The organism is Klebsiella sp. P1CD1 (genome assembly GCF_003790505.1).
Classification (GTDB): domain Bacteria; phylum Pseudomonadota; class Gammaproteobacteria; order Enterobacterales; family Enterobacteriaceae; genus Klebsiella; species Klebsiella variicola.
The window spans coordinates 35514-61391 of the sequence record NZ_CP033631.1 but is presented as its reverse complement, the minus strand read 5'-3'; the positions used below and the strand labels follow the sequence as shown (position 1 = coordinate 61391).

Below are 25878 nucleotides of genomic sequence, written 5' to 3'. Positions count from 1 at the left end.
TTATCGTCCGGTCTGTGTGACCCACAGCTGGCGATAACCGTCCACCTCCTCCATCCAGGCAATCTGTTTACCGTCTGGCGAAAAGACGATCGCATCAGCCGAGGGCGCATGCGCATGCACCTTGGTTAAAAAGGTGATATCGCCTGTGCCGGCATGGCAGCAGGCAATCCGATCCTCCAGCACAAAGCCCAGCCACTCTCCTGATGGATGCCAGTTAAACGCCGACTGGATACCCGACGCATGATACGTCAACTGACGCGGCTCGCCCCCCTGCGGTGAAATAAGCCACAGCTGCACCACGCCGGCGTCATCGCACATCAGAAAGGCTATCGCCGTCGCCTGGGGATTGGCGCGCACCCAGTGGCGCGGGACGTTCACCAGTCCCGGGTAGCGGCGATGGTGGGTGAAGGTCAAACGACGCTGACTGACGCCCGCCGGCGGCGCCGGCATTGTGGTTGCGGTACCGGCCAGCGGCGCCCCGCCAGGCTGCTTCCAGCCGGCTTCATCCTGCGGCAGATCGACAATAAACAGCTCAGGCACTTTATCGCCATTTTCCGCCAGGGTATCGCCAATAAACGCCAGCGCATGGTTCCCGACCCAGCCCTCTTCATAGGCGCGATTAATCTCATCGCTGCCTGGCACGGGAGTCGGTGTCGTGCGGCTTACCAGCACGCACCAGTGGCTGCCGCTATATTCGCGCGGATGCTTTCCCTGCGGCGTCACCGGCCCATATGGCGCCGCCACGCCGACGTTGCGCAAGTCCAGCGCCGGGTCGCGCTCGTGCAGCACGTGGTCGTTATAGGTAAAGCTGACGAACTGACCGTTGGGGCTATAGACATGGACGTGGCTGCCGCCGCGCAGCGCGCCGGGCGTGTAAGGGGCGGTAATGTCCATGGCGTCCAGATTCTCGACGGCCCCCTGAAAGGCCACCACCCCGCGGCGATGATGAAAATCATACTGCCACTGCGCATCCGGCTGCTCGGGGCCATGAATAAACACATAGCGCTCCTGGGTTGGATGCACGGTCACCACGCCAACGCGCGCGCCTTGCGTGGCATGATAGACGGTCTCCACAGTACCGCTGTTTACGTTCACTCGCTCAATGGTTTCACCGGTGAACGACGCGCCGGACGGGCGAACGTCGAACACCAGCCACTGGCTGTCGGGGGTCCAGGTGCGGGTGTTAGTGAGCTGGTGGTTGCGAGGGGCAAAGGTAACTTGTTTCATGGCGTGCTGACCGGGACGATATAAGAGTGGCGTTAGCATACCGCAATCCGCGCGGGGTTGAATGCCCGACAATGTGCTTAAAACGCTTCTCCAACCTGGAAATAGAACCCGCTGCTGCCTTTGCCGATGCCGTAATCAAGACGGATATTGACCCGCGGCTTGAACTCGAAACGATAGCCAACGCCGCCGGTAGGCAGCCAGCGGCCATTGTTCAGCGATGACAGCGACGGCCCCATGGTTCCCGCCCCGACCCAGGCCACAATCCCGTGCCGCCAGGTGAGCTGCCGACGGTATTCCAGTTGGCTGCTAACGACGTTTTTATCCCGGTAGCGCCCCTGATAGTAGCCGCGCATCCGCTCATCGCTGCCCAGCAGAGGCATCATGCTCCACGGTACATCCCCTTGGGTGAAGGCGCCATCGGCCTCCCAGGCGAGCACGCTTTTCTCGCTCAGGGCATGATAATGGCTATAGTGCAGCTGAAATTCATCAAAACGGGTATCGCTGCCTAACCCGGGGGCGTAATGGGTGTAGCGGAAGTTGGCATACTGGCCCCGGCGCGGGTTGGGGACAAAGTCGCGATCGTCCCAGTTGATATCGATGCTGGCGCCAGAGCTGAATACCGACGGTCCCTGTGGGGTACTTTCTATTTTCGGTAAATCGTCGTGGTCCATCTCATCGGCATTCTGCGCCGCCAGCGACCACCCCGTGCCCAGATAAACATTGTCGATCAGTTGCCGGTAGATTGTCGGGCGCAGGGTCAGCACCTGGGCGGTATATTTTTCCTTCTCGTTGTCTTTATCTCCGGCGTGAAAACCCTGCCCCCAGTAGTAAGTCGGGGTATTGGCCATCGACCCTTCAACAAATACGCGCCACAGATCGTTGTCGAAAAAGGCGTAGTTTTTCACGCTGAGGCCAAACGCGCCGGTGGAGCTGGCGTAGCCGCTGAGCGTCAGGGTGGAATTCTGGCTGGTGGTATCCTGCGGATCGGGGCGATACATGCCGACGACCGCGGTGCCGATGCCCAGCCCCAGCTCCGGCGTATAGAACGGACCGGGCATCACGCCCCAGTCGATGCCTTTGCTGGCGTCGAACTTATCGCTGGCGCCGAGATGCTGCAGCCAGCCGTCGATTTTCTCGCGGCTGAGCGTCTCGGCCTGGCTGCAGATCGGGTAGGTTAACAGCAGCAGAAAAAGGATAAACAGTCGGCTCAAAAGCGATACTCACCGGCGATAAAAAAACTGTTACGTTCGGCAAAGCCAAACTCGGTAGTAATATTGAAATGCTGCGTCAGCTCGTACTGCGCGCCCACCAGTACGTTCCACGGCGACTGTAAATGCTGTTTCACATCGAAGCGGCCGTTATTGTCCTGATTGGCCAGATTGACCATATTTTGCAGCATCGGCGACGGCATTGAGAGATCGTTGAGACTGCCCTTAAACTCCTGCTGTACGTCCTGATACATGCTGCCGACCCACAGGTTCAGCTTTCCGGCGGGGAGATGCAGCGTATCGACCGATGGCGTAGTGAAACGATAGCCTACGCGTGGCGAAAAGGTAAACGCGTCGATACTGCCGTCGAGGATATCAAAGCGCGTTTGCGTGTAGTTGGCGTCCAGCACGGTAAACCAGTTGCCGACGCCGCCCACCAGGGTGGTGCCCATCCCGTAGGTGGTGCCTTTAAAATCGAGGCGAAAGTCGAGATCCTGCATCCCCGGCAGGGGGACCACTTTACCATTCGGCCCCTTCAGGCCGACGGCAATCTGCGAAATCGAATGTCCTTCGGTGTGTCCGACGAGGCCATAAACGTTCATAAATGGCAGCAGCCAGGCATCCAGCTTAAGCGTCTCGGTTTTGCTGCTTTCCCGCGTATTACCGACGCCAATCTGGAAGGCGTTATCCAGCGAGACCGGCCCATTAGCGAAAATGTTATTCACGGCGTGTTTGCAGACAGGATCCTTACCGCAATCGATGTTACGGCCATGCAGCGACAGCCCGGTGAAGTTAATGCTGTCGACATTAATATTCTGCCGCATATCCATATAGTTCATGCTGACGCCGAACGGCAGCGGCAGGACGTAGCCGCGTTTTCTGGCCTCATCGCCTAAAAAAGGCAATATCGCGGTTGGTTCCGCTACTGCGGTCTCGGTTTTGACCGGCGCAGACAGATCCGCCGGTTCTGCGCCGTGATAGGCGTATACCGGCTCAAGCGGCGCCGTTGGTTCCGCGGCCACGCAAATCTGTACAGAGGCGAATGGCAGCGCAACCAACATCAAACGGTGGTATATATTCATGAAAATTATGATGTTAGTGAAGCATGGCGAAAAAGAGGGCGGGTAGCTTATAGAATCCCCTGTACGGAATAAGGGATTTAAATGCGGATTAACATCTGTTCATGAAAAAAGAGAAGATCGGCCCGGACAACGCCGGGCCTGAAGAACGCTTACGCTAAAACGTATTTTTCAATGGCGAAGGCGACGCCATCTTCGAGGTTAGATTTGGTGATGAAGTTCGCCGCTTCTTTGACCGCGGGAATGGCGTTATCCATCGCCACGCCGACGCCGGCAAACTCAATCATCGCGATATCATTTTCCTGATCGCCAATCGCCATAATCTCTTCCGGTTTGATACCCAGCGCATCGGCCAGGGACTTCACGCCAGTGCCTTTATTGACGCGTTTATCCAGAATTTCGAGGAAGTACGGCGCACTTTTCAGCACGGTGTACTTCTCTTTCACTTCCGCCGGGATACGGGCGATGGCCTTATCCAGGATCGCCGGCTCATCGATCATCATCACCTTCAGCAGCTGGATCTCAGGGTCCATTTTTTCCGCTTCACAGAACACCAGCGGGATGGTCGCCACGTAGGATTCGTGGACGGTGTAGTAGCTGATATCGCGGTTCGCGGTGTAGAGCGTGTTGCGATCGAGCGCGTGGAAGTGAGAGCCAACCTCGCGGGAGAGCTGCTCGAGGAAACGATAGTCGTCATAGCTTAGCGCGGTTTGCGCAACGGTACTGCCGTCACCGGCCTTCTGCACCAGCGCGCCATTGTAGGTAATGCAGTAATCACCCGGCTGCTCCATATGCAGCTCTTTCAGATAGCTGTGGACGCCAGCGTAAGGGCGACCGGTGGTCAGCACCACGTTGACACCCCGCTCGCGCGCCGCGGCAATGGCGGCTTTCACCGCAGGAGAGATGGTATGGTCTGGCAGCAGCAGCGTGCCGTCCATATCGATTGCAATCAGTTTAATAGCCATAGGATCCCCGGGTAAGATGAGTCTTCCCTCATGCTAACGCGATTCCGCTCAAAAAACAGTAAAAGTGTCGGGCAGAAAGGGGGATGGAAGCGGGGGCGAAGAATCCCCTTTTAGCAGCAAAAAAAAGCCCGGTCACGCGATGCGACCGGGCTTACACATCCTGTTGCCCCGGTAAAACGCGTTACCGGGAAATACGCGGCTTAAATATCGATATTCGCCGCTTTCAGGGCGTTCTCTTCGATAAAGGCGCGACGCGGCTCAACGGCATCGCCCATCAGGGTGGTGAACAGCTGGTCGGCAGCGATCGCATCCTTAACGGTTACGCGCAGCATGCGGCGGCTGTCCGGATCCATGGTGGTTTCCCTCAGCTGATCCGGGTTCATCTCGCCCAGACCTTTATAGCGCTGGATGGAGAGACCGCGACGGGACTCCTTCACCAGCCAGTCGAGAGCCTGCTCGAAGCTGGCTACCGGCTGACGGCGTTCGCCGCGCTCGATGTAGGCATCTTCTTCCATCAGGCCGCGCAGTTTCTCGCCCAGGGTGCAGATACGGCGATATTCCGGCCCCATGATGAACTCGTTATCCAGCGGATAGTCGGTATCCACCCCGTGGGTACGGACGCGGATAATCGGCTCAAACTGCTGCAATTCACCGTTCTCGCGGACATCAAATTTCCACTGGCTGCCGTGCTGCTCTTTCTCATTCAGCTCGGAAACCAGGGTGTTCACCCAGCGGGTTACCTTCTGCTCGTCAGCCAGATCGGCCTCGGTCAGGGTCGGCTGATAGATAAGCTCTTTCAGCATCGCTTTCGGGAAGCGGCGCTCCATGCGGCCAATCATTTTCTGGGTGGCGTTGAACTCGGCAACCAGTTTTTCCAGCGGTTCGCCCGCCAGCGCCGGCGCATTGGCGTTGGTATGCAGGGTCGCACCGTCAAGAGCGATAGCGATCTGATACTGATCCATCGCTTCGTCGTCTTTAATGTACTGTTCCTGCTTGCCTTTCTTCACTTTGTACAGCGGCGGCTGGGCAATGTAGACATGGCCGCGTTCGACGATTTCCGGCATCTGACGGTAGAAGAAGGTCAACAGCAGGGTACGAATGTGCGAGCCGTCGACGTCCGCATCGGTCATGATGATGATGCTGTGATAGCGCAGTTTATCCGGGTTGTACTCATCGCGGCCGATGCCGCAGCCAAGGGCGGTGATCAGCGTCGCCACTTCCTGGGAAGAGAGCATTTTATCGAAGCGGGCTTTCTCAACGTTGAGGATTTTACCCTTCAGCGGCAGGATCGCCTGGTTCTTACGGTTACGACCCTGTTTAGCAGAGCCGCCCGCGGAGTCCCCTTCCACGAGGTAGAGTTCAGACAGCGCCGGGTCGCGTTCCTGGCAATCCGCCAGTTTGCCCGGCAGGCCTGCCAGATCCAGCGCGCCTTTACGGCGGGTCATTTCACGGGCGCGACGTGCGGCCTCACGGGCGCGCGCGGCGTCAATAATTTTGCCGACCACGATTTTGGCATCGGATGGGTTTTCCAGCAGGTATTCGCTCAGCAGTTCGTTCATCTGCTGTTCTACCGCCGACTTCACCTCAGAGGAAACCAGCTTGTCTTTGGTCTGTGAGGAGAATTTCGGATCCGGCACTTTCACCGATACTACGGCAATCAGACCTTCACGCGCGTCGTCGCCGGTGGCGCTGACTTTCGCTTTTTTGCTGTAGCCTTCTTTATCCATGTAGGCGTTGAGGGTACGGGTCATCGCCGCGCGGAAGCCCGCCAGGTGAGTACCGCCGTCACGCTGTGGAATGTTGTTGGTAAAGCAGTAGATGTTTTCCTGGAAACCGTCGTTCCACTGCAGCGCCACTTCCACGCCGATACCGTCTTTTTCGGTGGAGAAATAGAAGATATTCGGATGGATCGGCGTTTTGTTCTTGTTGAGATACTCAACGAACGCCTTGATGCCGCCTTCGTAGTGGAAATGATCTTCTTTGCCGTCGCGCTTATCGCGCAGGCGGATAGAGACCCCTGAGTTCAGGAACGACAGCTCGCGCAGACGTTTTGCCAGGATGTCATATTCGAATTCAGTAACGTTGGTGAAGGTTTCATGGCTCGGCCAGAAACGCACCATGGTGCCGGTTTTATCGGTCTCGCCGGTCACCGCCAGCGGCGCCTGCGGTACACCGTGCACATAAATCTGTTTGTGGACTTTGTTATCGCGCTGGATAACCAGCTCCAGCTTCTGCGACAGGGCGTTAACCACCGAGACGCCTACGCCGTGCAGACCGCCGGACACTTTATAGGAGTTATCATCAAATTTACCGCCGGCGTGCAGGACGGTCATGATAACTTCCGCTGCGGAGACGCCCTCTTCCGGGTGAATGCCGGTTGGGATGCCGCGACCGTCATCCTGTACGGAGACGGAGTTATCGCTGTGGATGGTGACAACGATATCTTTGCAGTAACCCGCGAGCGCTTCGTCGATAGCGTTATCCACAACCTCGAATACCATGTGGTGCAGACCGGTGCCGTCATCCGTGTCGCCGATATACATACCCGGGCGCTTACGCACCGCATCCAGCCCTTTCAGGACTTTGATACTGGAGGAGTCATAAGAATTCGACATCAACGTTTCTCGCTCATTTAATCTTGGGTTAATCCGTTATTTTACCTTTTTCCACGCGGAACATCTTCGAATTTTTGTCCGACATGTCCATAACGTGTTCAGCGCTGATCGCGCTGACGAAAACCTGCGACTGCGTCGCTTTCAGGCGGCTGGATAACAGACCGCGGCGGGCATCATCAAGTTCCGAGGCAAAATCATCTATCAGGTACAGGCAGCGCCGCCCGCTGACGCGGGTGAGGAACTCTCCTTGCGCCAGACGCAGGGCGCACATCAGCAGCTTAAGCTGCCCGCGCGACAAGGTATCTTCCACCGGCGCCCCGTCGGCGCGAATACGGAAATCCGCTTTATGCGGGCCGTGGGCGGTGTAGGTTAACATTCTGTCGCGCTCGAAATTCCGCTCCAGCACCTCCGCGTAGTCGGTCTCTTTTTCCCAACCGCGCTGGAAAGAGAAGGTGAGCGTGAATTCCGGTAAAAATTGCTGACAAGTATCCGCCATGTCTTCGACGATAGCGGCGCTGTATTCGGCACGCCAGCGGCTGATTTGTTCCGCCAGCGGAATGAGTTCCAGATCCCACGGTCGCAGCTGGGCATAGCGGCTGACCTGACGCAGCGCGGCGTTGCGCTGCTTGACCAGGCGCTTCAGGTTGCTCCAGGCGGTGAAGAATCCGGCTTCGTTATGAAAACATCCCCAATCGAGGAATGCTCTTCTGTATTTGGGGCCGCCGTTGAGTAAAGTAAACCCCTCCGGCGTAATCAGCTGCATCGGCATCAGGTGCGCCAGCTCCGCCACTTTGTGGCCGTCGGTGCCGTCGATGCGCACCTTGCTGTCACCCTGTTTGTCTTTGGTCAGGCCGATGGCGGTTTCCCGCTCTTCGCCCTGCAGGCGGCCGTGCAGGACAAAAGCCTCCTGCTCGTGGCGGATCACCCGGCCAATTTGCAAACTACGAAACGCCCGGCCATGACCGAGCGTATAGATAGCTTCCAGCACGCTGGTTTTGCCGCTGCCGTTCGCGCCAACCAGGAAGTTAAAGCCGGGAGATAAAGCGAGATCCGCATTTTCAATATTGCGGAAGTCTTTGATGAGCAAGCGCGTCAGTGACATATCAGCGTTCTTTGGGCCAGGGCGTTATCGGCGCAGCCAGTTTCAACGCGGACTGCGCGCAGACCCTGGAGCGTACACGAAGTACGTGACAGGGGCGAGCACAGCCCAGGTTGAAAATGGCAAGTAAGATAGCCTGATATTTTCCACTACAATCTCATAGGCATGACGACATAGGCGGCGGATTGTGAAGCCGCATCCTCAATCTGCACGCTCGACACCGAATCCGTCAGCAGAATGCGCACATTCTCGCATTTCAGCGCATTGAGCACATCCAGCACGTAGCTAACGTTGAAGCCAATCTCCATCTCCGTTCCGGCGTAGGTCACGTCAAGGATCTCTTCCGCCTCTTCCTGCTCCGGGTTGTTAGCGGTGATTTTCAGCTGATTTTCGCTGACGTACAGCCGCACGCCGCGGAATTTCTCGTTCGAGAGGATTGCCGCGCGGGCGAAGGCCTGCTTGAGAATGTCACAGCCAGCATCGAGATGTTTATCCGGATTTTTCGGCAATACGCGGCGATAATCCGGGAAACGGCCATCAACCAGCTTCGACGTAAAGATAAAATCGCCCACATGAGCGCGGATATTGTTGCTGCCAATCTGCACGCGCAGCGGGGTATCGCCGCCGTCGAGCATCCGCATCAACTCAATCACCCCTTTACGCGGCACGATCACCGAATGGTTCGGCAGCGACGCTTCCAGCGGCATCGAACAGACCGCCAGGCGGTGACCATCGGTGGCCACCGTGCGCAGTTCGCTGCCTTCGGTTTCAAACAGCATGCCGTTTAAGTAGTAACGAACATCCTGGTGCGCCATCGAGAACTGAGTGGCTTCGATCAGACGCTTCATGGTCGCCTGCGGCAGGGTAAATTCCACTTCGCTCTGCCAGTCATCCAGATTCGGGAAATCGGCAGCAGGCAGCGTCGACAGCGAGAAGCGGCTGCGGCCGGAACGCACCAGCATCCGATCGCCTTCCAGCTGAACCGCGATCTCCGCGCCTTCCGGCAGGCCGCGGCAGATATCAAAGAATTTACGCGCCGGAACGGTCGTTGCGCCCGCTTCGTGCGGCTGAACCAGCGCCACGCGCGCCACCATCTCCATTTCAAGATCGGTACCGGTCAGCGACAGTGCGCCGTCCGCGACCTGAAGCAGCAGGTTACCGAGAATGGGCAGCGTCGGACGACCACCTAACGGACCGCTCACCTGTTGCAGCGGTTTTAATAAATGTTCACGTTCTACGGTAAATTTCATAGCGTCACGAGGATAATGTTCTGATTAAATTGGAAAAATCTTCTTTAATGTCGTGGCTTTCTTCACGCAACTGCTCAATCTTACGGCAGGCGTGCAGCACGGTGGTATGGTCGCGGCCGCCAAACGCATCGCCGATTTCCGGCAGGCTGTGGTTGGTCAGCTCTTTGGCCAGCGCCATCGCCATCTGGCGAGGACGCGCCACCGAACGGGAGCGGCGCTTGGACAGCAGATCCGCTACCTTAATCTTGTAGTACTCCGCCACCGTCTTTTGAATATTGTCGATGGTGACCAGTTTTTCCTGCAGCGCCAACAGATCGCGCAGCGCTTCGCGCACGAAATCGATGGTGATCGCCCGGCCGGTGAAGTTGGCGTTGGCGATAACGCGGTTCAGCGCCCCCTCCAGCTCACGCACGTTTGAGCGCAGTCGCTTGGCAATAAAGAACGCCACTTCGCCCGGCAGGCGAATGTCGTTTTCATCGGCTTTTTTCATCAGGATCGCGACGCGGGTTTCCAGCTCCGGCGGCTCGATCGCCACCGTCAGACCCCAGCCGAAGCGGGATTTCAGACGATCTTCTACGCCGTTGATCTCTTTTGGATAACGATCCGACGTCAGGATGATCTGCTGATTACCTTCCAGCAGGGCATTGAAGGTGTGGAAAAACTCTTCCTGGGATCGCTCTTTATTAGCAAAGAACTGAATGTCATCGATCAGCAGGGCGTCAACGGATCGGTAGTAGCGTTTAAACTCTTCGATGGCGTTGTTTTGCAGCGCTTTGACCATGTCCTGGACGAAACGCTCGGAGTGCATATAGACCACTTTGGCGTTCGGCTTACGCGCCACAATGCCGTTACCCACCGCGTGCAACAGGTGGGTTTTCCCCAGACCGGTGCCGCCATAAAGGAACAGTGGGTTGTAGGCCCCGCCCGGGTTATCCGCCACCTGACGCGCCGCCGCGCGGGCCAGCTGGTTAGATTTACCTTCGACGAAGTTATCAAACGTGTGTTTCACGTTAACGTTAGAGCGGTAGGTCGGCTCCGCTGGCGCCGGGACATTATCCCAGCCTGGGCGCACGATCGTCGGCGCCACGCGCGCGGTCTGCACCTGCGCCGCCGGAATGGCCGCCGCAGCCGGGCTTACCGCTCCTTTCTGCAGCGAGCTGGCTGGCTTAGCACCCACCTCAAAACGCAGCTGCGGGGCATCAGCACCGCAAAAGTCATTGAGGAGTCCATTGATATTATTGAGATATTTGTCCCTTACCCAGTCGAGCACAAAACGGTTTGGCGCATACAGTGCCAGCGTGTTATCGCTCAGTTCCGCCTGCAATGGGCGGATCCACATGCTGAATTCTGTGGCTGGTAACTCATCCTGCAATCGGGCAAGACACTGCTGCCAAAGCGAAAGTGACACGGCGGACTCCACTCGAACATAAAATCGATATCAAAGAAAAACAGAAACAATCATGATTGTTGGCACACGTCGACAAGACCCTGCATTAGCCGAAAAGCCCCTGCACAAAAGGGGTGACGTGCGAACCGCTATCTGCGGTTATTACCCGTTGCGGATCCGTGGATCGCGATCGGGACCGGGGATCATAGCCTAAACTGAGAAAGAGATCTTGTGTTTCTCAACAGATTCTTCCCGATTTATCCACAGGAAGGATCGAAACCGGGTAAGTGTAATCGATCCTGGGGAGAGTGAAGCACGATTTCCGCCGCATATTGGAAAAATTAATGAGCTATGCTGGTTTTGGGCGGAAACGATCTAACAAAGATCCTTCAGGATCCTTGCGCTTTACTGGCCAGGCCGTATAATCCCCCACCCGGCGCGTAATGCCCGTTTTCGTCACGCGTCTCAGCTTATTTTTTGTGCGACGAGGTGCGAGAAATAAGGAAAGAGAATTGACTCCGGAGTGTACAATTATTACAATCCGGCCTCTTTAATCACCCACGCTGAGGCGTAAGTCGTTCGAAGTTCGTTCGGGTCTACGCAAAAGTCAGTGAATTTATTCAAGTTTAGGTAGAAATCGCCATGAAACGCACTTTTCAACCGTCTGTACTGAAGCGCAACCGTTCTCACGGCTTCCGTGCTCGTATGGCTACTAAAAATGGTCGTCAGGTTCTGGCACGTCGTCGTGCTAAAGGCCGCGCTCGTCTGACCGTTTCCAAGTAATAAAGCTAACCCTGCGTGGTTAAGCTCGCATTTCCCAGGGAGTTACGCTTGTTAACTCCCAGTCATTTCACTTTCGTCTTCCAGCAGCCACAACGGGCTGGCACGCCGCAAATCACCATCCTCGGCCGCCTGAATTCGCTGGGGCATCCCCGCATCGGTCTCACCGTCGCCAAGAAAAACGTGAAACGCGCACATGAACGCAATCGGATTAAACGTCTGACGCGTGAAAGTTTTCGTTTGCGTCAACATGAACTCCCGCCAATGGATTTCGTGGTGGTGGCGAAAAGAGGGGTTGCCGACCTCGATAACCGTGCTCTCTCGGAAGCGTTGGAAAAATTATGGCGCCGCCATTGTCGCCTGGCTCGCGGGTCCTGATCGGCCTGATTAGAGTTTATCAGCGCCTGATTAGTCCGCTACTCGGGCCGCATTGTCGTTTCACCCCAACCTGTTCTCAATACGGAATTGAGGCCTTACGCAGGTTTGGTGTGATAAAAGGCAGTTGGTTGACAATGAAACGCGTATTAAAATGCCACCCTTTACACCCTGGTGGTGACGATCCCGTCCCGCCTGGACCATTTGATACCAGAGAACACTAACGATGGATTCGCAACGCAATCTTCTTATCATCGCTTTGTTGTTCGTGTCTTTCATGATCTGGCAAGCCTGGGAGCAGGACAAAAATCCGCAGCCCCAGCAGCAGACCACGCAGACTACGACCACAGCAGCGGGTAGCGCCGCCGACCAGGGCGTACCGGCCAGTGGCCAGGGGAAACTGATTACGGTTAAAACCGACGTGCTTGAACTGACTATCAACACCAACGGTGGCGATATTGAGCAGGCGCTGCTTCTGGCGTATCCAAAAACGCTGAAGTCGACCGAACCGTTCCAGTTACTGGAAACCACGCCGCAGTTTGTCTACCAGGCGCAGAGCGGCTTAACCGGCCGTGACGGTCCGGATAACCCGGCGAATGGCCCGCGTCCGCTGTACAGCGTCGATAAAGAGGCGTTTGTGCTGGCAGATGGCCAGGATGAAATCGTCATTCCGCTGACCTACACCGACAAAGCCGGCAACGTCTTCACCAAAACCTTCACCCTGAAACGTGGCGGCTATGCGGTGAACGTCGGTTACAGCGTGCAGAACGCCAGCGAGAAGCCTCTGGAAGTCTCGACCTTCGGTCAGTTGAAGCAGACCGCGGCGCTGCCGACCAGTCGCGATACGCAGACCGGCGGCCTGTCCACGATGCATACTTTCCGTGGCGCAGCGTTCTCGACTTCAGATACGAAATACGAAAAATATAAATTCGATACCATTCTGGACAACGAAAACCTGAACGTCAGCACCAAGAACGGTTGGGTTGCCATGCTGCAGCAGTACTTCACCACCGCGTGGGTGCCGCAGAATAATGGAACGAATAACTTCTACACCGCTAACCTCGGCAACGGCATTGTGGCTATTGGCTACAAATCGCAGCCGGTACTGGTGCAGCCTGGTCAAACCGACAAACTGCAGAGCGTGCTGTGGGTCGGCCCGGCTATTCAGGACAAAATGGCTGCCGTTGCGCCGCACCTGGATCTGACCGTCGACTACGGCTGGCTGTGGTTCATCTCCCAACCGCTGTTTAAGCTGCTGAAATTCATCCACAGCTTCCTCGGCAACTGGGGCTTCTCGATCATCGTTATCACCTTTATCGTTCGTGGCATCATGTACCCGCTGACCAAAGCGCAGTACACCTCCATGGCGAAGATGCGTATGCTGCAGCCGAAGATTCAGGCCATGCGTGAGCGTCTGGGCGACGATAAACAACGTCAAAGCCAGGAAATGATGGCGCTATATAAAGCGGAAAAAGTGAACCCACTGGGTGGCTGCTTCCCGCTGATTATTCAGATGCCGATCTTCCTTGCGCTGTACTACATGCTGAGCGCCTCGGTTGAACTGCGTCATGCGCCGTTTATCCTGTGGATCCACGACCTGTCTGCACAAGACCCGTACTACATCCTGCCGATCATCATGGGCGCGACCATGTTCTTCATCCAGAAGATGTCGCCAACCACCGTGACCGACCCGATGCAGCAGAAGATCATGACCTTTATGCCGGTCATCTTCACGGTGTTCTTCCTGTGGTTCCCGTCTGGCCTGGTGGTGTACTACATCGTCAGCAACCTGGTCACCATTATTCAGCAGCAGCTGATTTACCGTGGTCTGGAGAAACGTGGCCTGCATAGCCGCGAGAAGAAGAAATCCTGATACTCTTCATTCTTCAAGCCAACGCATCTGCGACTTGGATAATTTAGAGTAGTTACGGTAACGTTAATGCCAGAGAAGGCGGTCAATGGACCGCCTTTTTTACATCTACATAGAGAGTCACCATGAGCCATAACGACACTATCGTCGCCCAGGCAACCCCTCCGGGACGCGGTGGGGTGGGCATCCTGCGTATCTCCGGCCTTAAGGCGCGCGATGTCGCGCAGGCGGTACTCGGCAAGCTGCCGAAGCCGCGCTATGCCGACTACCTGCCGTTCAACGACGTTGACGGTACGCCGCTGGATCAGGGAATTGCGCTGTGGTTCCCCGGGCCGAACTCCTTTACCGGGGAGGATGTGCTTGAGCTGCAGGGCCACGGCGGCCCGGTCATTCTCGATCTGCTGCTCAAACGTATTCTGACGTTGCCCGGCGTACGCATCGCCAGGCCGGGCGAGTTTTCCGAGCGCGCGTTCCTCAACGACAAGCTCGACCTGGCGCAGGCAGAAGCCATCGCCGACCTCATCGACGCCAGTTCAGAACAGGCGGCGCGCTCGGCGCTGAATTCGCTGCAGGGGGCGTTCTCCGCGCGGGTGAATCATCTTGTGGAAGCGCTCACTCACCTGCGCATCTATGTGGAAGCGGCTATTGACTTCCCGGATGAAGAAATCGATTTCCTCTCAGACGGCAAAATTGAAGCCCAGCTGAACGGCGTGATGGCCGACCTCGACGCCGTCCGCGCGGAAGCTCGCCAGGGCAGTCTGCTGCGCGAAGGGATGAAAGTGGTGATCGCCGGGCGACCAAATGCCGGTAAATCGAGCCTGCTCAACGCCCTGGCGGGCCGCGAAGCGGCGATCGTCACCGACATTGCGGGCACCACCCGCGACGTGCTGCGCGAGCATATCCATATCGACGGCATGCCGCTGCATATCATCGATACCGCGGGCCTGCGCGACGCCAGTGACGAAGTGGAGCGTATCGGCATCGAGCGCGCCTGGCAGGAGATTGAGCAGGCGGATCGGGTGCTGTTTATGGTCGACGGCACCACCACCAGCGCCGTTGATCCGGCGGAGATCTGGCCAGACTTTATCGAGCGCCTGCCCGCTAAACTGCCGATTACCGTGGTGCGCAATAAAGCCGACGTCACTGGCGAAGCGCTGGGTCTCAGCGAAGTCAATGGCCACTCACTGATCCGCCTGTCGGCGCGAACCGGCGAAGGCGTGGAGGTGCTGCGGAACCACCTTAAGCAGAGCATGGGCTTCGATACCAGCATGGAAGGCGGCTTCCTCGCCCGCCGCCGTCACCTGCAGGCGCTGGAAGAGGCGGCGAACCATCTGCAGCAGGGCAAAGCCCAGCTGCTGGGCGCCTGGGCCGGGGAGCTGCTGGCGGAAGAGCTGCGCCTCGCGCAGCAGGCGCTGAGCGAGATCACCGGGGAGTTCACCTCCGACGACCTGCTGGGCCGCATCTTCTCCAGCTTCTGTATCGGCAAATAACGTTTAGTCCGTAAACGTTCACTCACCCGCATTAACGCCGCGTTAATGCGGGTTTTTTCTTGCCCTTTGCGGCGCAACGTTCTCTACTTTTATCTCCCCTTTTACCACGAGACTAAAGCATGACCGTTGAATATACCGTGATCGAGAAGGTGCCCTCCGCCGAAGCGTTTTGCCACCTGCGGGTGGCGGCAGGCATGTCGCCGCGCCCCCTGGAAGGCGCCAGAGCCGGGCTGCCGCATAGCTGTTACGGCGTACATATCCTCTGGCAGGAGACGCCGATCGCGATGGGACGTATCGTCGGCGACGGCGCGATTAATTTCGATATTGTCGACGTCGCCGTCGATCCGGCTCATCAGGGAAAAGGCCTTGGCCGGCTGGTGATGGAGAAGCTGATCGCCTGGCTGGACGCTAACGCCTTTGACGGGGCCTACGTTACGCTGGTGGCGGATGTGCCGGAGCTGTATGCGAAGTTCGGCTTTGAAAGCGTTCGGCCGGAAAGCGAAGGGATGGCCCGCGTCTGGCGTACCCGGAGTCGTTAACTCGCGTTTCCTGCCAGGAAAAGAGTGTTGTCCAAATGGCAACTCGTCTTGTGCCGCGTTCCTCACTATGCTGAACGCCATTCACATCGCGAGGATCCCATGACACGCTTTCTTCTCTGCAGTTTCGCCCTGGTTCTGCTCTATCCCTCTGGCATCGATATGTATCTGGTCGGCCTGCCGCGTATTGCTCAGGACCTGGGGGCCAGCGAGGCACAATTACATATTGCCTTTTCAGTCTATCTGGCCGGTATGGCTTCCGCGATGCTGTTTGCTGGTCGCATCGCCGACCGGTCAGGACGTAAGCCTGTCGCCATTGTGGGCGCGGTGATCTTTGTTGTCGCCTCCCTGCTCTGCGCCCAGGCGCACGCCAGCAGCCACTTCCTCGTCGGACGCTTTATCCAGGGGATCGGCGCCGGCAGCTGCTACGTGGTGGCTTTCGCTATCCTGCGCGATACGCTGGACGATCGCCGCCGCGCCAAGGTGCTGTCGTTGCTCAACGGCATTACCTGCATTATCCCCGTCCTGGCGCCGGTGCTTGGCCACCTGATTATGCTGAAATATCCGTGGCAGAGCCTGTTCTACACCATGACCGGCATGGGCGTCATGGTCGGTTTGCTGTCGGTCTTTATCCTGCGCGAGACGCGCCCGACGGCACCTCCCCAGACTGCGACACCGCAGCATGGCGGCAGTGAGTCGCTGCTGAACCGCTTTTTTCTCAGCCGCATTCTCATTACCACCCTCAGCGTGACGGCGATCCTGACCTACGTGAACGTCTCTCCGGTTCTGATGATGGAAGAGATGGGGTTCGACCGGGGAACTTACTCAATGGCGATGGCCCTGATGGCGATGATCAGCATGGCGGTCTCCTTCTCGACGCCGTTCGCCCTGTCGCTGTTTACCCCCCGTACCTTAATGCTGACCTCGCAGGTACTGTTCCTGGCGGCAGGCCTGGCACTGAGCCTCGCCACCCGCCAGACCCTCACCCTGATCGGGTTGGGCATGATTTGCGCCGGCTTCTCCGTCGGATTCGGCGTCGCAATGAGCCAGGCGCTGGGGCCGTTCACGCTGCGCGCGGGCGTCGCCAGTTCGGTCCTCGGCATCGCGCAGGTGTGCGGTTCATCGCTGTGGATTTGGCTCGCCGCCATCATCGGACTCAGCGCAATGAATATGCTGATCGGGATACTCATTGCCTGTAGCATAGTGAGCCTTGTTTTATTACTGGTCGTCACCCCGCCGCGGGTTGCGCAATACGATGAAGAAGCCGCTGTCGAGTCTTGATCTTAATTTACTCCTCTGCCTGCAGCTCCTGACCCAGGAGCTCAGCGTTACCCGTACGGCGAAGCGGATGAACGTTTCGCCGTCAGCGGTGAGCAAGTCGCTGGCCAAACTGCGCGCCTGGTTTGACGACCCGCTGTTTGTGAAAACCCCGCTGGGTCTGGCGCCTACGCCGCTGGTCAGCAGCATGGAGCAGGATCTGGCGGACTGGATGCAGATGGGCAACCAGATCCTCGATAAACCACACCACACCATGCCCAGCGGCCTCAAATTCGAGCTGGCGGCGGAAACGCCGCTGCTGATGATCCTGTTTAATACCCTCTCCCAGCGCATCTATCAGCGCTATCCGCAGGCATTGATTCGTTTGCGCAACTGGGACTACGACTCGCTGGACGCCATCATTCGCGGCGAGGTGGATATCGGCTTCTGCGGGCGTGAAAGCCATCCACAGTCGCGGGAGCTGCTGAGCCTGCTGCCGTGGTATATCGATTTTGAGGTACTGTTCACCGACCTGCCGCAGGTCTGGCTGCGCGCCGATCATCCAGCGCTCAGGGAAGAGTGGGATCTGGCGGCATTCTTACGCTATCCGCATATCACTATCTGCTGGGAACAACGCGATACCTGGGCGCTGGACGATGTGCTGCAGGAGCTGGGGTATAAGCGTAACGTGGCGCTGACCGTGCCAGGGTTTGAACAATCGCTTTTTATGGCCGCTCAACCGCAACACACCATGCTGGCTACCGCGCCGCGCTACTGCCAGCACTATAATCAGCAGCACCAGCTGCCGCTAGTCTCCCGGCCGCTACCGCTGGAGGCGCAGCATCTGGAAAAGCTGCGCGTTCCCTTCACCCTGCTATGGCATAAGCGCAACAGCTACAACCCGAAGCTCGTCTGGCTTAGAGATACGCTGAAAGCACTCTATTCCGGTACGCTGTAAGCCTTGTTTCGTGTCTATCGCCCCTTATTTGCGCAAGAATTTGTAAAATTCAAACAAATTCCCTTTTCAAGGGGGGATTTCGGCATTAAAACCTGTTAATACCAGGCGATAATAGCGCCCGCAATTTTATCCAGACCATTACTCACGGAGCGACGTATGGCAACGCATTTTGCAAGAGGGATACTTAGTACCGGGGAGCCGCTATCGACACGTTTGTCAGCGGCCTGTCATCAATCCGCACGCCTACTCCCTGAATACCGTCAGGCTCGCTTTCGCGCTTCGCGTTCGCTACTCGCCGAACTGCTGTTTATGCTTTACGGTATCAGCGAGCTGCCTGAAATTATCAATGAAGCCAATGGCCGACCGGTTTTTAGCGATCGTCATCTTCCTCGCTTCTCTATCTCTTATACTGGCAATATTGTTGGCGTCGCGCTGACCACCGAGGGGGATTGTGGCCTCGACATGGAACTGCAGCGCACGGTGCGTGGTCACGACGCCGACCGGCACAATTTCAGTAACAATGAAAATCTGTGGATTAACATTCAGCATGACCCGGATGAAGCGCGTAGCCAGCTGGTGGCCCTGCGGCGAAGCGTGCTGAAACTGACCGGCGAAGCATCAACGCAGCTGCTGCCGGGTTCTGGCCGCCTGCGCACCGCCGGTAGCCAGCCGATCGAAGCCGTCTGTGATGCCGAATCGCTGCTGGTGTGGTCGATTGCCGCCAGCCCAAATATCGGCTCGCTGAAGGTCTGGGAATATGATGCTAAGGGGGGCGAATGGCGCAGCCTGCCGGATGCTCAGCAGCGCGCACGCGAACCGTCGGCCCGTCTGATGCGTTTTACCAGCTTACCGATGGAAAAAACCTTATCCCTCAATTGACCGGTTTTGCCGGCATCATGATACAAAGGAGCAATCATGTCAGATACCTTAAAAGTGGTTACGTTACTCGGCAGCCTGCGCAAAGGGTCGTTTAATGGAATGGTCGCGCGCACCCTGCCCGGCATCGCGCCAGCGGGCATGGATATCTCCGCGCTGCCGTCGATCGGTGATATCCCGCTGTACGATGCTGATATGCAGGAGGAAGAGGGGTTCCCACAGCGCGTGCAGGATATTGCGCAACAGATCCGCGAAGCGGATGGCGTGGTGATCGTCACTCCCGAGTATAACTATTCCGTGCCTGGCGGCCTGAAAAACGCCATCGACTGGCTGTCACGCCTGCCCGAGCAGCCGCTGTCCGGCAAACCGGTACTGATTCAGACCAGCTCAATGGGCGCCATCGGCGGTGCGCGCTGCCAGTATCATTTGCGCCAGATTCTGGTCTTCCTTGATGCGATGGTAATGAATAAACCGGAATTTATGGGCGGCGTCATCCAGAACAAAGTGGATCCGCAGTCGGGTGAAGTAGTCGATCAGAGCACCCTCGACCATCTGCGTGGCCAGCTGACCGCCTTTGGCGACTATATTCGGCGGGTTAAAGCATAAAAAAAGCCCGGCAGCGATGCCGGGCTTTTTCATCATGCGTGCGGATTAATGTGCATCGATAAAGACAATTTTCAGCACGAACAGCAGCGAGACGATAATCACGCACGGGCTGAGCTCGCGCAGACGGCCGGTACCGATCTTCATCACGCAGTAAGAGATAAAGCCTAAGGCGATACCTTCGGTGATTGAGAAGCTAAACGGCATCATCACCGCGGTGATAAACGCCGGTACCGCTTCCGTCAGGTCATCCCACTTCACGCGCGCCAGGCTTGAGGTCATCAGTACGCCAACGTAAATCAGCGCGCCGGCGGCGGCATAGGCCGGAACCATCCCTGCCAACGGTGACAGGAAGATAACCAGCAGGAACAGGATCCCAACGACAACGGCGGTCAGGCCGGTGCGTCCGCCCACGGAAACGCCGGAGGAGGATTCGATATAGGCGGTCACCGAAGAGGTACCAATAAAGGAACCGGCAACGGACGAGACGCTGTCGACAAACAGCGCTTGCTTCATGCGCGGGAATTTACCCTGTGCATCAGCCAGACCCGCTTTATCGGTGACGCCAATCAGCGTCCCGGAGGAGTCAAACAGGTTGACCAGCATAAACGAGAAGATCACGCCGGCCAGGCCCAGGTTCAGGGAGCCAGCCAGATCGACATGACCAATCACCGACGTCACGCTCGGCGGCGCGGAGACGATGCCGGTGTAGTGCACATCGCCCAGCATCCAGCCCAGTAGGGTGGTAACCACAATAGACACCAGGACCGCGGCATGAATGTTACGTGATGCCAGAATCGCGATGATAAAGAAGCCCAGTATGCCCAGCAGCACACTGTGGGAGGTCAGATGACCAATGCTGACCAGCGTTTCCGGATTAGCGACGATAACCCCGGCATTTTTCAGACCCATCATGCCGATAAACAGGCCGATACCGCTGGTGATACCGACGCGCAGGCTCACCGGAATATTGGCGATCATCCAGTAGCGTACACGGAAAATCGTCAGCAGCAGCAGACCGACGGCGCCCCAGAAAATCGCGCCCATGCCTACCTGCCACGGCAGGCCCATCGCCTGCACCACCACAAAGGCGAAGAAGGCGTTCAGACCCATCGCCGGCGCAAGAGCCACCGGCAGGTTCGCGAACAGGCCCATCAGGATACTGCCGAACGCAGCAATCAGACAGGTAGTCACAAACACGGCGCTGGTATCCATGCCCGCTACGCCAAGAATTTGTGGGTTAACAAAAACGATATACACCATCGTCAGGAACGTGGTGAAACCGGCGATCGCTTCCGTACGCACTGTGGTGCCGTGCTCGCGCAGCTTAAATACGCGCTCCAGCAGACCCTGGCCAGAAGACTGGCTGGTTTGTTGTTGACTCATTATCGGTTTCCGAACGTAAAGGAGGGAAAATTCGAGGCTATCCTATACCAAAACAGGGCACCCGGCGCAGTTGTATGGTAATTTTTTTCATTTATTTTGCTTATACGGCAACGATTGCGTCGCGGTATTGGGCATGACGAAAACGTTAAACTTGTTAATACGGAAAGACTATGACTCAACCAGAAGCAGTATTTTTTGACTGTGACGGCACACTGGTCGACAGTGAGGTGATTTGCTCCCGCGCCTACGTTCACATGTTCCAGGAATTCGGCATTACGCTGGACCTTGCCGAGATTTTTAAGCGCTTCAAAGGGGTGAAGCTGTACGAAATTATCGACACCATCAACGCTGAGCATGGCGTTAACCTGCAAAAAGCGACGCTGGAGCCAATTTACCGTGCGGAGGTCGCTCGCCTGTTTGATAGCGAACTGGAGGTGATTGCCGGAGCCCAGGCGCTGCTGGATGCGGTAAGCGTCCCGATGTGCGTGGTTTCCAATGGCCCGGTCAGTAAAATGCAGCACTCTCTTGGCCGCACCGGCCTGCTGCACCATTTCGCTGACCGCTTGTACAGCGGCTATGATATTCAGCGCTGGAAGCCTGACCCGGCGCTGATGTTTCATGCGGCAGAGGCCATGCAGGTAAAAGCCGAAAACTGTATCCTGGTGGATGACTCCAGCGCCGGTGCTCAGTCGGGGATTGCCGCCGGCATGGAGGTGTTTTATTTCTGCGCCGATCCGCATAACCAGCCGATCGATCATCCCAAAGTGACGACCTTTACCGATCTGGCAGAGCTGCCGGCATTGTGGCAAGCGCGCGGCTGGGATATCACGCGTTAAGGGCCTGGTGAGCGGCACGTTGGCATCGATGTAGCCCCGCTAAGCGTCTGTGCAAGCGGGGAATAGAATCAGCGACTGGTTATGGCTGCAATTCAGTGACTGCCGCTTTATCGGCAATAATCACCAGTGAAGGGTGTAATTTGAGCACCGACGCCGGCACCTGCTCGCTGACCGGGCCTTCAACCACCTGCTTAAGGGCTTGCGCCTTCGCCGCGCCGCTCACGATCAACAGCAGATTTTTTGCCGCCATCACGCTTCTCGGCCCCATGGTGACATAGCTATCGGGCACGACGGAAAAATCCCCGCCCATCTCGCCGTTAGCGACAATACCAATCATTTCCCCATGAATCGGCACTTCGACCGTCTGATCATGAAAGCGGGTGGTATTCGGCAGGTTGCCGCAAAAATGGCCGTCAGCCCCCAGCCCCAGCACCATCAGATCAAGGCCGCCAGCCTCTTCCAGCTGGCGATCGTGCTGAGCGGCGTTGTCCAGCGTCAGCTTGTGAATGTTCTCTTCTTTGATCTGCGCCGGGGTAAAAAACAGCTGGCGCAGATTAGATATCGTGACGCCTTCTCGCGACTGGCCGCGAAAGGGGATCTCATCGAAGTTGTAATAGTGCACCCGATCATAGAATGCTTTGCCTTTCACGGCGGCGGTTAGATGCTCATACATCCGCTTTGGCGTGCTGCCGGCCGTCACGGCGAGATTCACCCGCCGCGGTGCCGTGATATAGCCCAGAACATGATGGCTGGCGACCAGGCTCATCTCTTCATAATCTTCGGTCACAATCATTTTCATCTTGTCGTCCTTCACAAGCACAAAACGGGGGCTGAAGGCCCCCCTAACGGTTATTTAAACAGTTTCTGCACAAACTCGGCGTAGGCCGGGCGCCAGACGTCCATTTCATGGTTCAGGCCAGGATACGAGTGATAGTCGAAGTTGATCTTCTGTTTTTCCAGCTCGCGTTTCAGACCCGCGATATCGTTGCCGGTGACGGAATCTTTTTCCCCGACGACCACGGTAAAGTTGCGCAGCTGCTTATTGATCGCGTCAGGCTGCTTCAGCTGCGCTTCCACGCCGGCATTCGGCACTGTCGTGGTCGTGACGCCGCTAAAGGTGGCGAGCCAGCCAAAGCTATCCAGATGGTTCATTCCGGAAACCAGCGCCTGATAACCGCCCTGTGACAGGCCAGCCAGCGCCCGGCCGTCGGCATCTTTACGCACGTTAAACCGGGTATCGATCAGCGGAATGATATCCTGCATCAACTCGTTATCCGCCGCCTGCGCATTGAGCGGATAGAAGTTTTTGCGCCGCTCCTGCGGCGGAAAGTTTTCCGCTATCGCTTCCGGGGTATCGGTTTCGGTATCCGGGACCACCACCAGCATCGGCTTGATTTTGCCCTCCGCCAGCAGGTTATCCATGATCTGCGGGATACGCCCCTGATCGATGGCCGACAGACCGCTGTCGCCAAAGCCATGATAGAAATAGAGCACCGGCAGCGGATCGCCGGTTCCGCTATAGCCCGGCGGCGTCCAGACATAGAGACGACGTTCGGCGTTCAGTGCCTTCGAGTGATAGGTGAGGGTGCGCAGATCGCCATGCGCGACCGCCCGATCGTCGAGAATACTACCAGGTACCAGAATCAAACTGGTATTCACCTGGCGCTGCGGCTTCTGATAGCGGCTGCCGGTATCCACCGAGCGGAAGCCATCCACATCGAAATAGTATTCATAGAGATTGGGTTTCATCGGCTCACTTTTCCATGTCCACACCCCCTGAGCCTCTTTGGTCATGTCGTGTGAGACAAAGGAGTCCGGCGTGGCGCCGGTCACTACCGACACCCGCCGGGCATCAGGAGCAAACAGGCGATAAGTGATACTCTTATCCGCGTTAACCTGGGTAATAAAGTGGCTCACCGGCAGGGTGGGATCCGGCATCGCGGGTAATGGCGCCGCCTGGAGGGTAAATGCCGCGCCCGCCAGCGCCAGTGCGAAATACATTGCATGTCGTTTCATCGTTAGTCCTCTTCCGTTGTGTCCGTTCTGTTATCGTCTTACCACCAGATTTCCGCCTGCGCCCCCACGGCAAACTGATCGTTTTTACCGTCTTCAAAAATGCTGGTGGTATTATTCGCTGCCTTATCCAGGTCGATATCCTTCGCTTTAATATAGGTGGCATAGAAGCGAATTTCCGGGCGCGAGGTCAGCATACTGGTATTGACTTTGAAGGTATGGAACAGCGTGGTCTTGTAGCCGGACTCGTTATATTTCTTGCCGGTAACATCTTTGTTTTGCTGTTTGAAGTATCCCAGCTCAACGCCGGTCTGGTTATATTTATCCCAGATATAAGCCGGTCGCAGGACCGTGCGAATGGATTCAAAATCGGAGTGGGCCCCGGTTTCGTAGCTATAGACATCGTTACCAAAGGAGTAGACGATGGCATTCGCCATAATAACGTCATCGCGTAAATAGGTTTCCCCCTGCGAGGTTAAGCGCACGGCGGTGCCATTGGTATGATCGCCATAATAGCGGCCGTTAAAGGTGGTATAGGGGCTGGATCCGGCATAGCGCGAGAAGCTGCTGGCAATAGAATTATTCGCCAGTAAGAAAGAGAATTCATTAAAGCCGCCGTTTGCCCATTTCTGTGTTAACGAAGTGCCTGCCATCCAGGTATCTTTCCACGGATAATAACCTTCATTGCCCTCTTTATATTTCTCTGAGGAACTTTGATTCGCGGCGACATAGCGTCCGCTGACCATCAGGCTGGCTTTATCCCACAGCGGAATCTCTTTGTAGCGAACGTCCAGAGTATTGGTGTTAATTTGCTGCTTATTGCTCAAAGAACGATCGTAATCATCGACATCTTCGCGGACCAATGCGATATCGAATTTCCCGGCGCCCACCTGCCAGTTTTCCAGCCCCACGCCGGCCGCCGCATCGGTTCTCTGCGTTTTCCAGTCCAGCATCTGGATTTCGATTTTTGGCGCCCCGTGTTTGCCGACCCAGAAATCGGCTTCCGGGGCAAACGGCAGGAACCCTTTGGTGTTAACGTACATATCCGAGAACTGGATGTAGTTTTCGCCGCCGGTATTGTCACCAAACCAGCCTGAGGAGTACTGCTGGCCGACGTTCCCGTCGAGCATCACGATGGCATCAACGCGTTTATCACCTTCCTGAAACACCCGCTGCTTCAGCTGCAGATCGAACCAGCCGGAATATTCATTGCCCAGGCGGCCAAGCGAACCGATCGCCCACGATTTTGGCGAGCCGTGCGAGGCGGTGCCCCAGCCGGAACGGAAGTAGCCGTTATAGCTGAAGCCAATTTCATCTTTCACGAACGTGCTAAAATCTTTCAGCGTCATCGCGCTGTAGGCTGGCGCGCCATCCGTGGCAGGTTGTTGATTTTTAACCAGCACCGCATCCGGTTTAACCGCCGTTTTCGGACCGGCGGCCGCCACCCCTGTCTTACGCTTCTGACCTTCCGCAGGAGGAGACCATGAGGCCCAAATCTGGTCTCTTTTTCTCTCCTGGTCCTGATATTTTTTGAGCTCTTTTTGCGTGTCTTTGAGCGCTTTCTCCAGCAGCTCAAGTCGTTGCTCCACCGTCAACGGGCTTGCTATCAGAGTGGTGGAATAACAAAGAGGCGCCAGCAAGACTATCGCCGAAGCGATCCTGTTTTTTCTCATCATAATATTCCTTTATATAAGCATTGGCGTAAATAAAACACGACAGCAACAACCATCCCGCGCAGGTTCTAATAGCCCTATCCATACCGTTTGAGGTCGCGGCGGCTGTTATTTTTGCAGTTAGACAAAAGCAAAAAAAAACCTGAAGAAGACCATCTGCCTTAACAGATAATCCTCTTCAGGTTTTGCCCGCACATCGCGGTAGCAACCCTCATTCAGCCATTATTGGCCCGCATAAAACAAAAAAACCTGATACCGCCGCCGTAGGGGCAATATCAGGTTTTGCCTGCTGTCGCAGTCACAATCCGTTTAAACCACCCTGAGCGTTTAAGCTCAGGAGTGGGCGTTGATTGTTACGCGATAAAATGAATAACTCAAACGGGCAGATTGTTAAT

General features: G+C 56.6%; 23 protein-coding genes. 11 read left to right on the top strand and 12 right to left on the bottom strand.

Going from position 1 to position 25878, the window contains the following annotated elements:
* From DTA24_RS00295 to dnaA, 8 genes are all read right to left on the bottom strand, one after another.
* A complete protein-coding gene (locus tag DTA24_RS00295) occupies positions 1–1227 on the bottom strand; it encodes a DUF3748 domain-containing protein (protein WP_016162020.1) in 1227 nt (408 codons plus the stop codon).
* A 77-nt stretch (positions 1228–1304) separates the two neighbouring features.
* Entirely contained in the window at positions 1305–2438 is a 1134-nt protein-coding gene (locus DTA24_RS00290; protein WP_023298386.1) for a BamA/TamA family outer membrane protein, read from the bottom strand.
* Positions 2435–3517 (bottom strand): hypothetical protein, encoded by a 1083-nt coding sequence (locus tag DTA24_RS00285; RefSeq protein ID WP_072121754.1) that lies wholly within the window; start codon positions 3515–3517, stop codon positions 2435–2437. Before DTA24_RS00285 ends, DTA24_RS00290 begins: the two co-directional genes overlap by 4 nt.
* Positions 3518–3666: 149 nt before the next feature.
* Complete coding sequence (yidA, locus tag DTA24_RS00280; RefSeq protein WP_008806746.1) at positions 3667–4479, bottom strand: sugar-phosphatase; 813 nt, start codon at positions 4477–4479, stop codon at positions 3667–3669.
* 200 nt (positions 4480–4679) lie between these two features.
* A complete protein-coding gene (gyrB, locus tag DTA24_RS00275; protein ID WP_123836510.1) occupies positions 4680–7094 on the bottom strand; it encodes a DNA topoisomerase (ATP-hydrolyzing) subunit B in 2415 nt (804 codons plus the stop codon).
* A 28-nt stretch (positions 7095–7122) separates the two neighbouring features.
* Entirely contained in the window at positions 7123–8196 is a 1074-nt protein-coding gene (recF, locus tag DTA24_RS00270) for a DNA replication/repair protein RecF (RefSeq protein ID WP_012967007.1), read from the bottom strand.
* A 146-nt stretch (positions 8197–8342) separates the two neighbouring features.
* Complete coding sequence (dnaN, locus tag DTA24_RS00265) at positions 8343–9443, bottom strand: DNA polymerase III subunit beta (RefSeq protein ID WP_008806743.1); 1101 nt, start codon at positions 9441–9443, stop codon at positions 8343–8345.
* 4 nt (positions 9444–9447) lie between these two features.
* Positions 9448–10851: a chromosomal replication initiator protein DnaA gene (gene dnaA / locus DTA24_RS00260; RefSeq protein WP_012540254.1), complete on the bottom strand. Its 1404-nt coding sequence runs from the start codon at positions 10849–10851 to the stop codon at positions 9448–9450.
* A gap of 621 nt (positions 10852–11472) precedes the next feature.
* On the opposite strand from dnaA, the gene rpmH reads away from it, so the two are divergent.
* The 10 genes from rpmH (at position 11473) to DTA24_RS00210 (ending at position 19578) form a co-directional block, all read left to right on the top strand.
* Positions 11473–11613 (top strand): 50S ribosomal protein L34, encoded by a 141-nt coding sequence (rpmH, locus tag DTA24_RS00255; RefSeq protein ID WP_000831330.1) that lies wholly within the window; start codon positions 11473–11475, stop codon positions 11611–11613.
* Between the two features lie 15 nt (positions 11614–11628).
* Entirely contained in the window at positions 11629–11988 is a 360-nt protein-coding gene (gene rnpA, locus DTA24_RS00250; protein WP_004151535.1) for a ribonuclease P protein component, read from the top strand.
* On the top strand, positions 11952–12209 hold the full coding sequence (gene yidD, locus DTA24_RS00245; RefSeq protein ID WP_004151536.1) for a membrane protein insertion efficiency factor YidD: 258 nt from the start codon (positions 11952–11954) through the stop codon (positions 12207–12209). The genes rnpA and yidD overlap by 37 nt, the downstream gene beginning before the upstream one ends.
* Before the next feature lie 2 nt (positions 12210–12211).
* Positions 12212–13858: a membrane protein insertase YidC gene (gene yidC, locus DTA24_RS00240; RefSeq protein WP_008806741.1), complete on the top strand. Its 1647-nt coding sequence runs from the start codon at positions 12212–12214 to the stop codon at positions 13856–13858.
* 122 nt (positions 13859–13980) lie between these two features.
* Positions 13981–15345 carry a tRNA uridine-5-carboxymethylaminomethyl(34) synthesis GTPase MnmE gene (gene mnmE / locus DTA24_RS00235; RefSeq protein ID WP_008806740.1) on the top strand — a complete coding sequence of 455 codons (1365 nt, stop codon included), beginning with the start codon at positions 13981–13983 and terminating at the stop codon, positions 15343–15345.
* Between the two features lie 119 nt (positions 15346–15464).
* Positions 15465–15884, top strand: a complete 420-nt coding sequence (locus DTA24_RS00230) for a GNAT family N-acetyltransferase (protein ID WP_012969248.1) — start codon at positions 15465–15467, stop codon at positions 15882–15884.
* Positions 15885–15983: 99 nt separating this feature from the next.
* Positions 15984–17162 carry an MFS transporter gene (locus DTA24_RS00225; RefSeq protein ID WP_016162022.1) on the top strand — a complete coding sequence of 393 codons (1179 nt, stop codon included), beginning with the start codon at positions 15984–15986 and terminating at the stop codon, positions 17160–17162.
* A complete protein-coding gene (gene yidZ, locus DTA24_RS00220) occupies positions 17137–18096 on the top strand; it encodes an HTH-type transcriptional regulator YidZ (protein WP_004151541.1) in 960 nt (319 codons plus the stop codon). Before DTA24_RS00225 ends, yidZ begins: the two co-directional genes overlap by 26 nt.
* 309 nt (positions 18097–18405) lie before the next feature.
* Positions 18406–18975 (top strand): 4'-phosphopantetheinyl transferase family protein, encoded by a 570-nt coding sequence (locus DTA24_RS00215; RefSeq protein ID WP_162493349.1) that lies wholly within the window; start codon positions 18406–18408, stop codon positions 18973–18975.
* Between the two features lie 36 nt (positions 18976–19011).
* Positions 19012–19578, top strand: coding sequence for an NADPH-dependent FMN reductase (locus tag DTA24_RS00210; RefSeq protein WP_008806736.1), 567 nt, complete (start codon positions 19012–19014; stop codon positions 19576–19578).
* Between the two features lie 45 nt (positions 19579–19623).
* On the opposite strand, the gene DTA24_RS00205 is transcribed toward DTA24_RS00210, so the two are convergent.
* A complete protein-coding gene (locus DTA24_RS00205; protein WP_008806735.1) occupies positions 19624–20961 on the bottom strand; it encodes an NCS2 family permease in 1338 nt (445 codons plus the stop codon).
* 170 nt (positions 20962–21131) lie between these two features.
* Between DTA24_RS00205 and yieH the strand changes: the two genes are divergently transcribed.
* Positions 21132–21797: a 6-phosphogluconate phosphatase gene (yieH, locus tag DTA24_RS00195; RefSeq protein ID WP_008806734.1), complete on the top strand. Its 666-nt coding sequence runs from the start codon at positions 21132–21134 to the stop codon at positions 21795–21797.
* 79 nt (positions 21798–21876) lie between these two features.
* Here yieH and DTA24_RS00190 read toward each other — a convergent pair whose 3' ends face one another.
* The 3 genes from DTA24_RS00190 to DTA24_RS00180 are packed head-to-tail and all read right to left on the bottom strand — an operon-like array spanning position 21877 to position 25486.
* Entirely contained in the window at positions 21877–22596 is a 720-nt protein-coding gene (locus tag DTA24_RS00190) for a glucosamine-6-phosphate deaminase (protein ID WP_008806733.1), read from the bottom strand.
* A gap of 50 nt (positions 22597–22646) precedes the next feature.
* Positions 22647–23813, bottom strand: a complete 1167-nt coding sequence (locus DTA24_RS00185; protein ID WP_012969244.1) for an alpha/beta hydrolase-fold protein — start codon at positions 23811–23813, stop codon at positions 22647–22649.
* 38 nt (positions 23814–23851) lie between these two features.
* On the bottom strand, positions 23852–25486 hold the full coding sequence (locus DTA24_RS00180) for a carbohydrate porin (protein WP_123836509.1): 1635 nt from the start codon (positions 25484–25486) through the stop codon (positions 23852–23854).
* Positions 25487–25878: the final 392 nt, after the last annotated feature.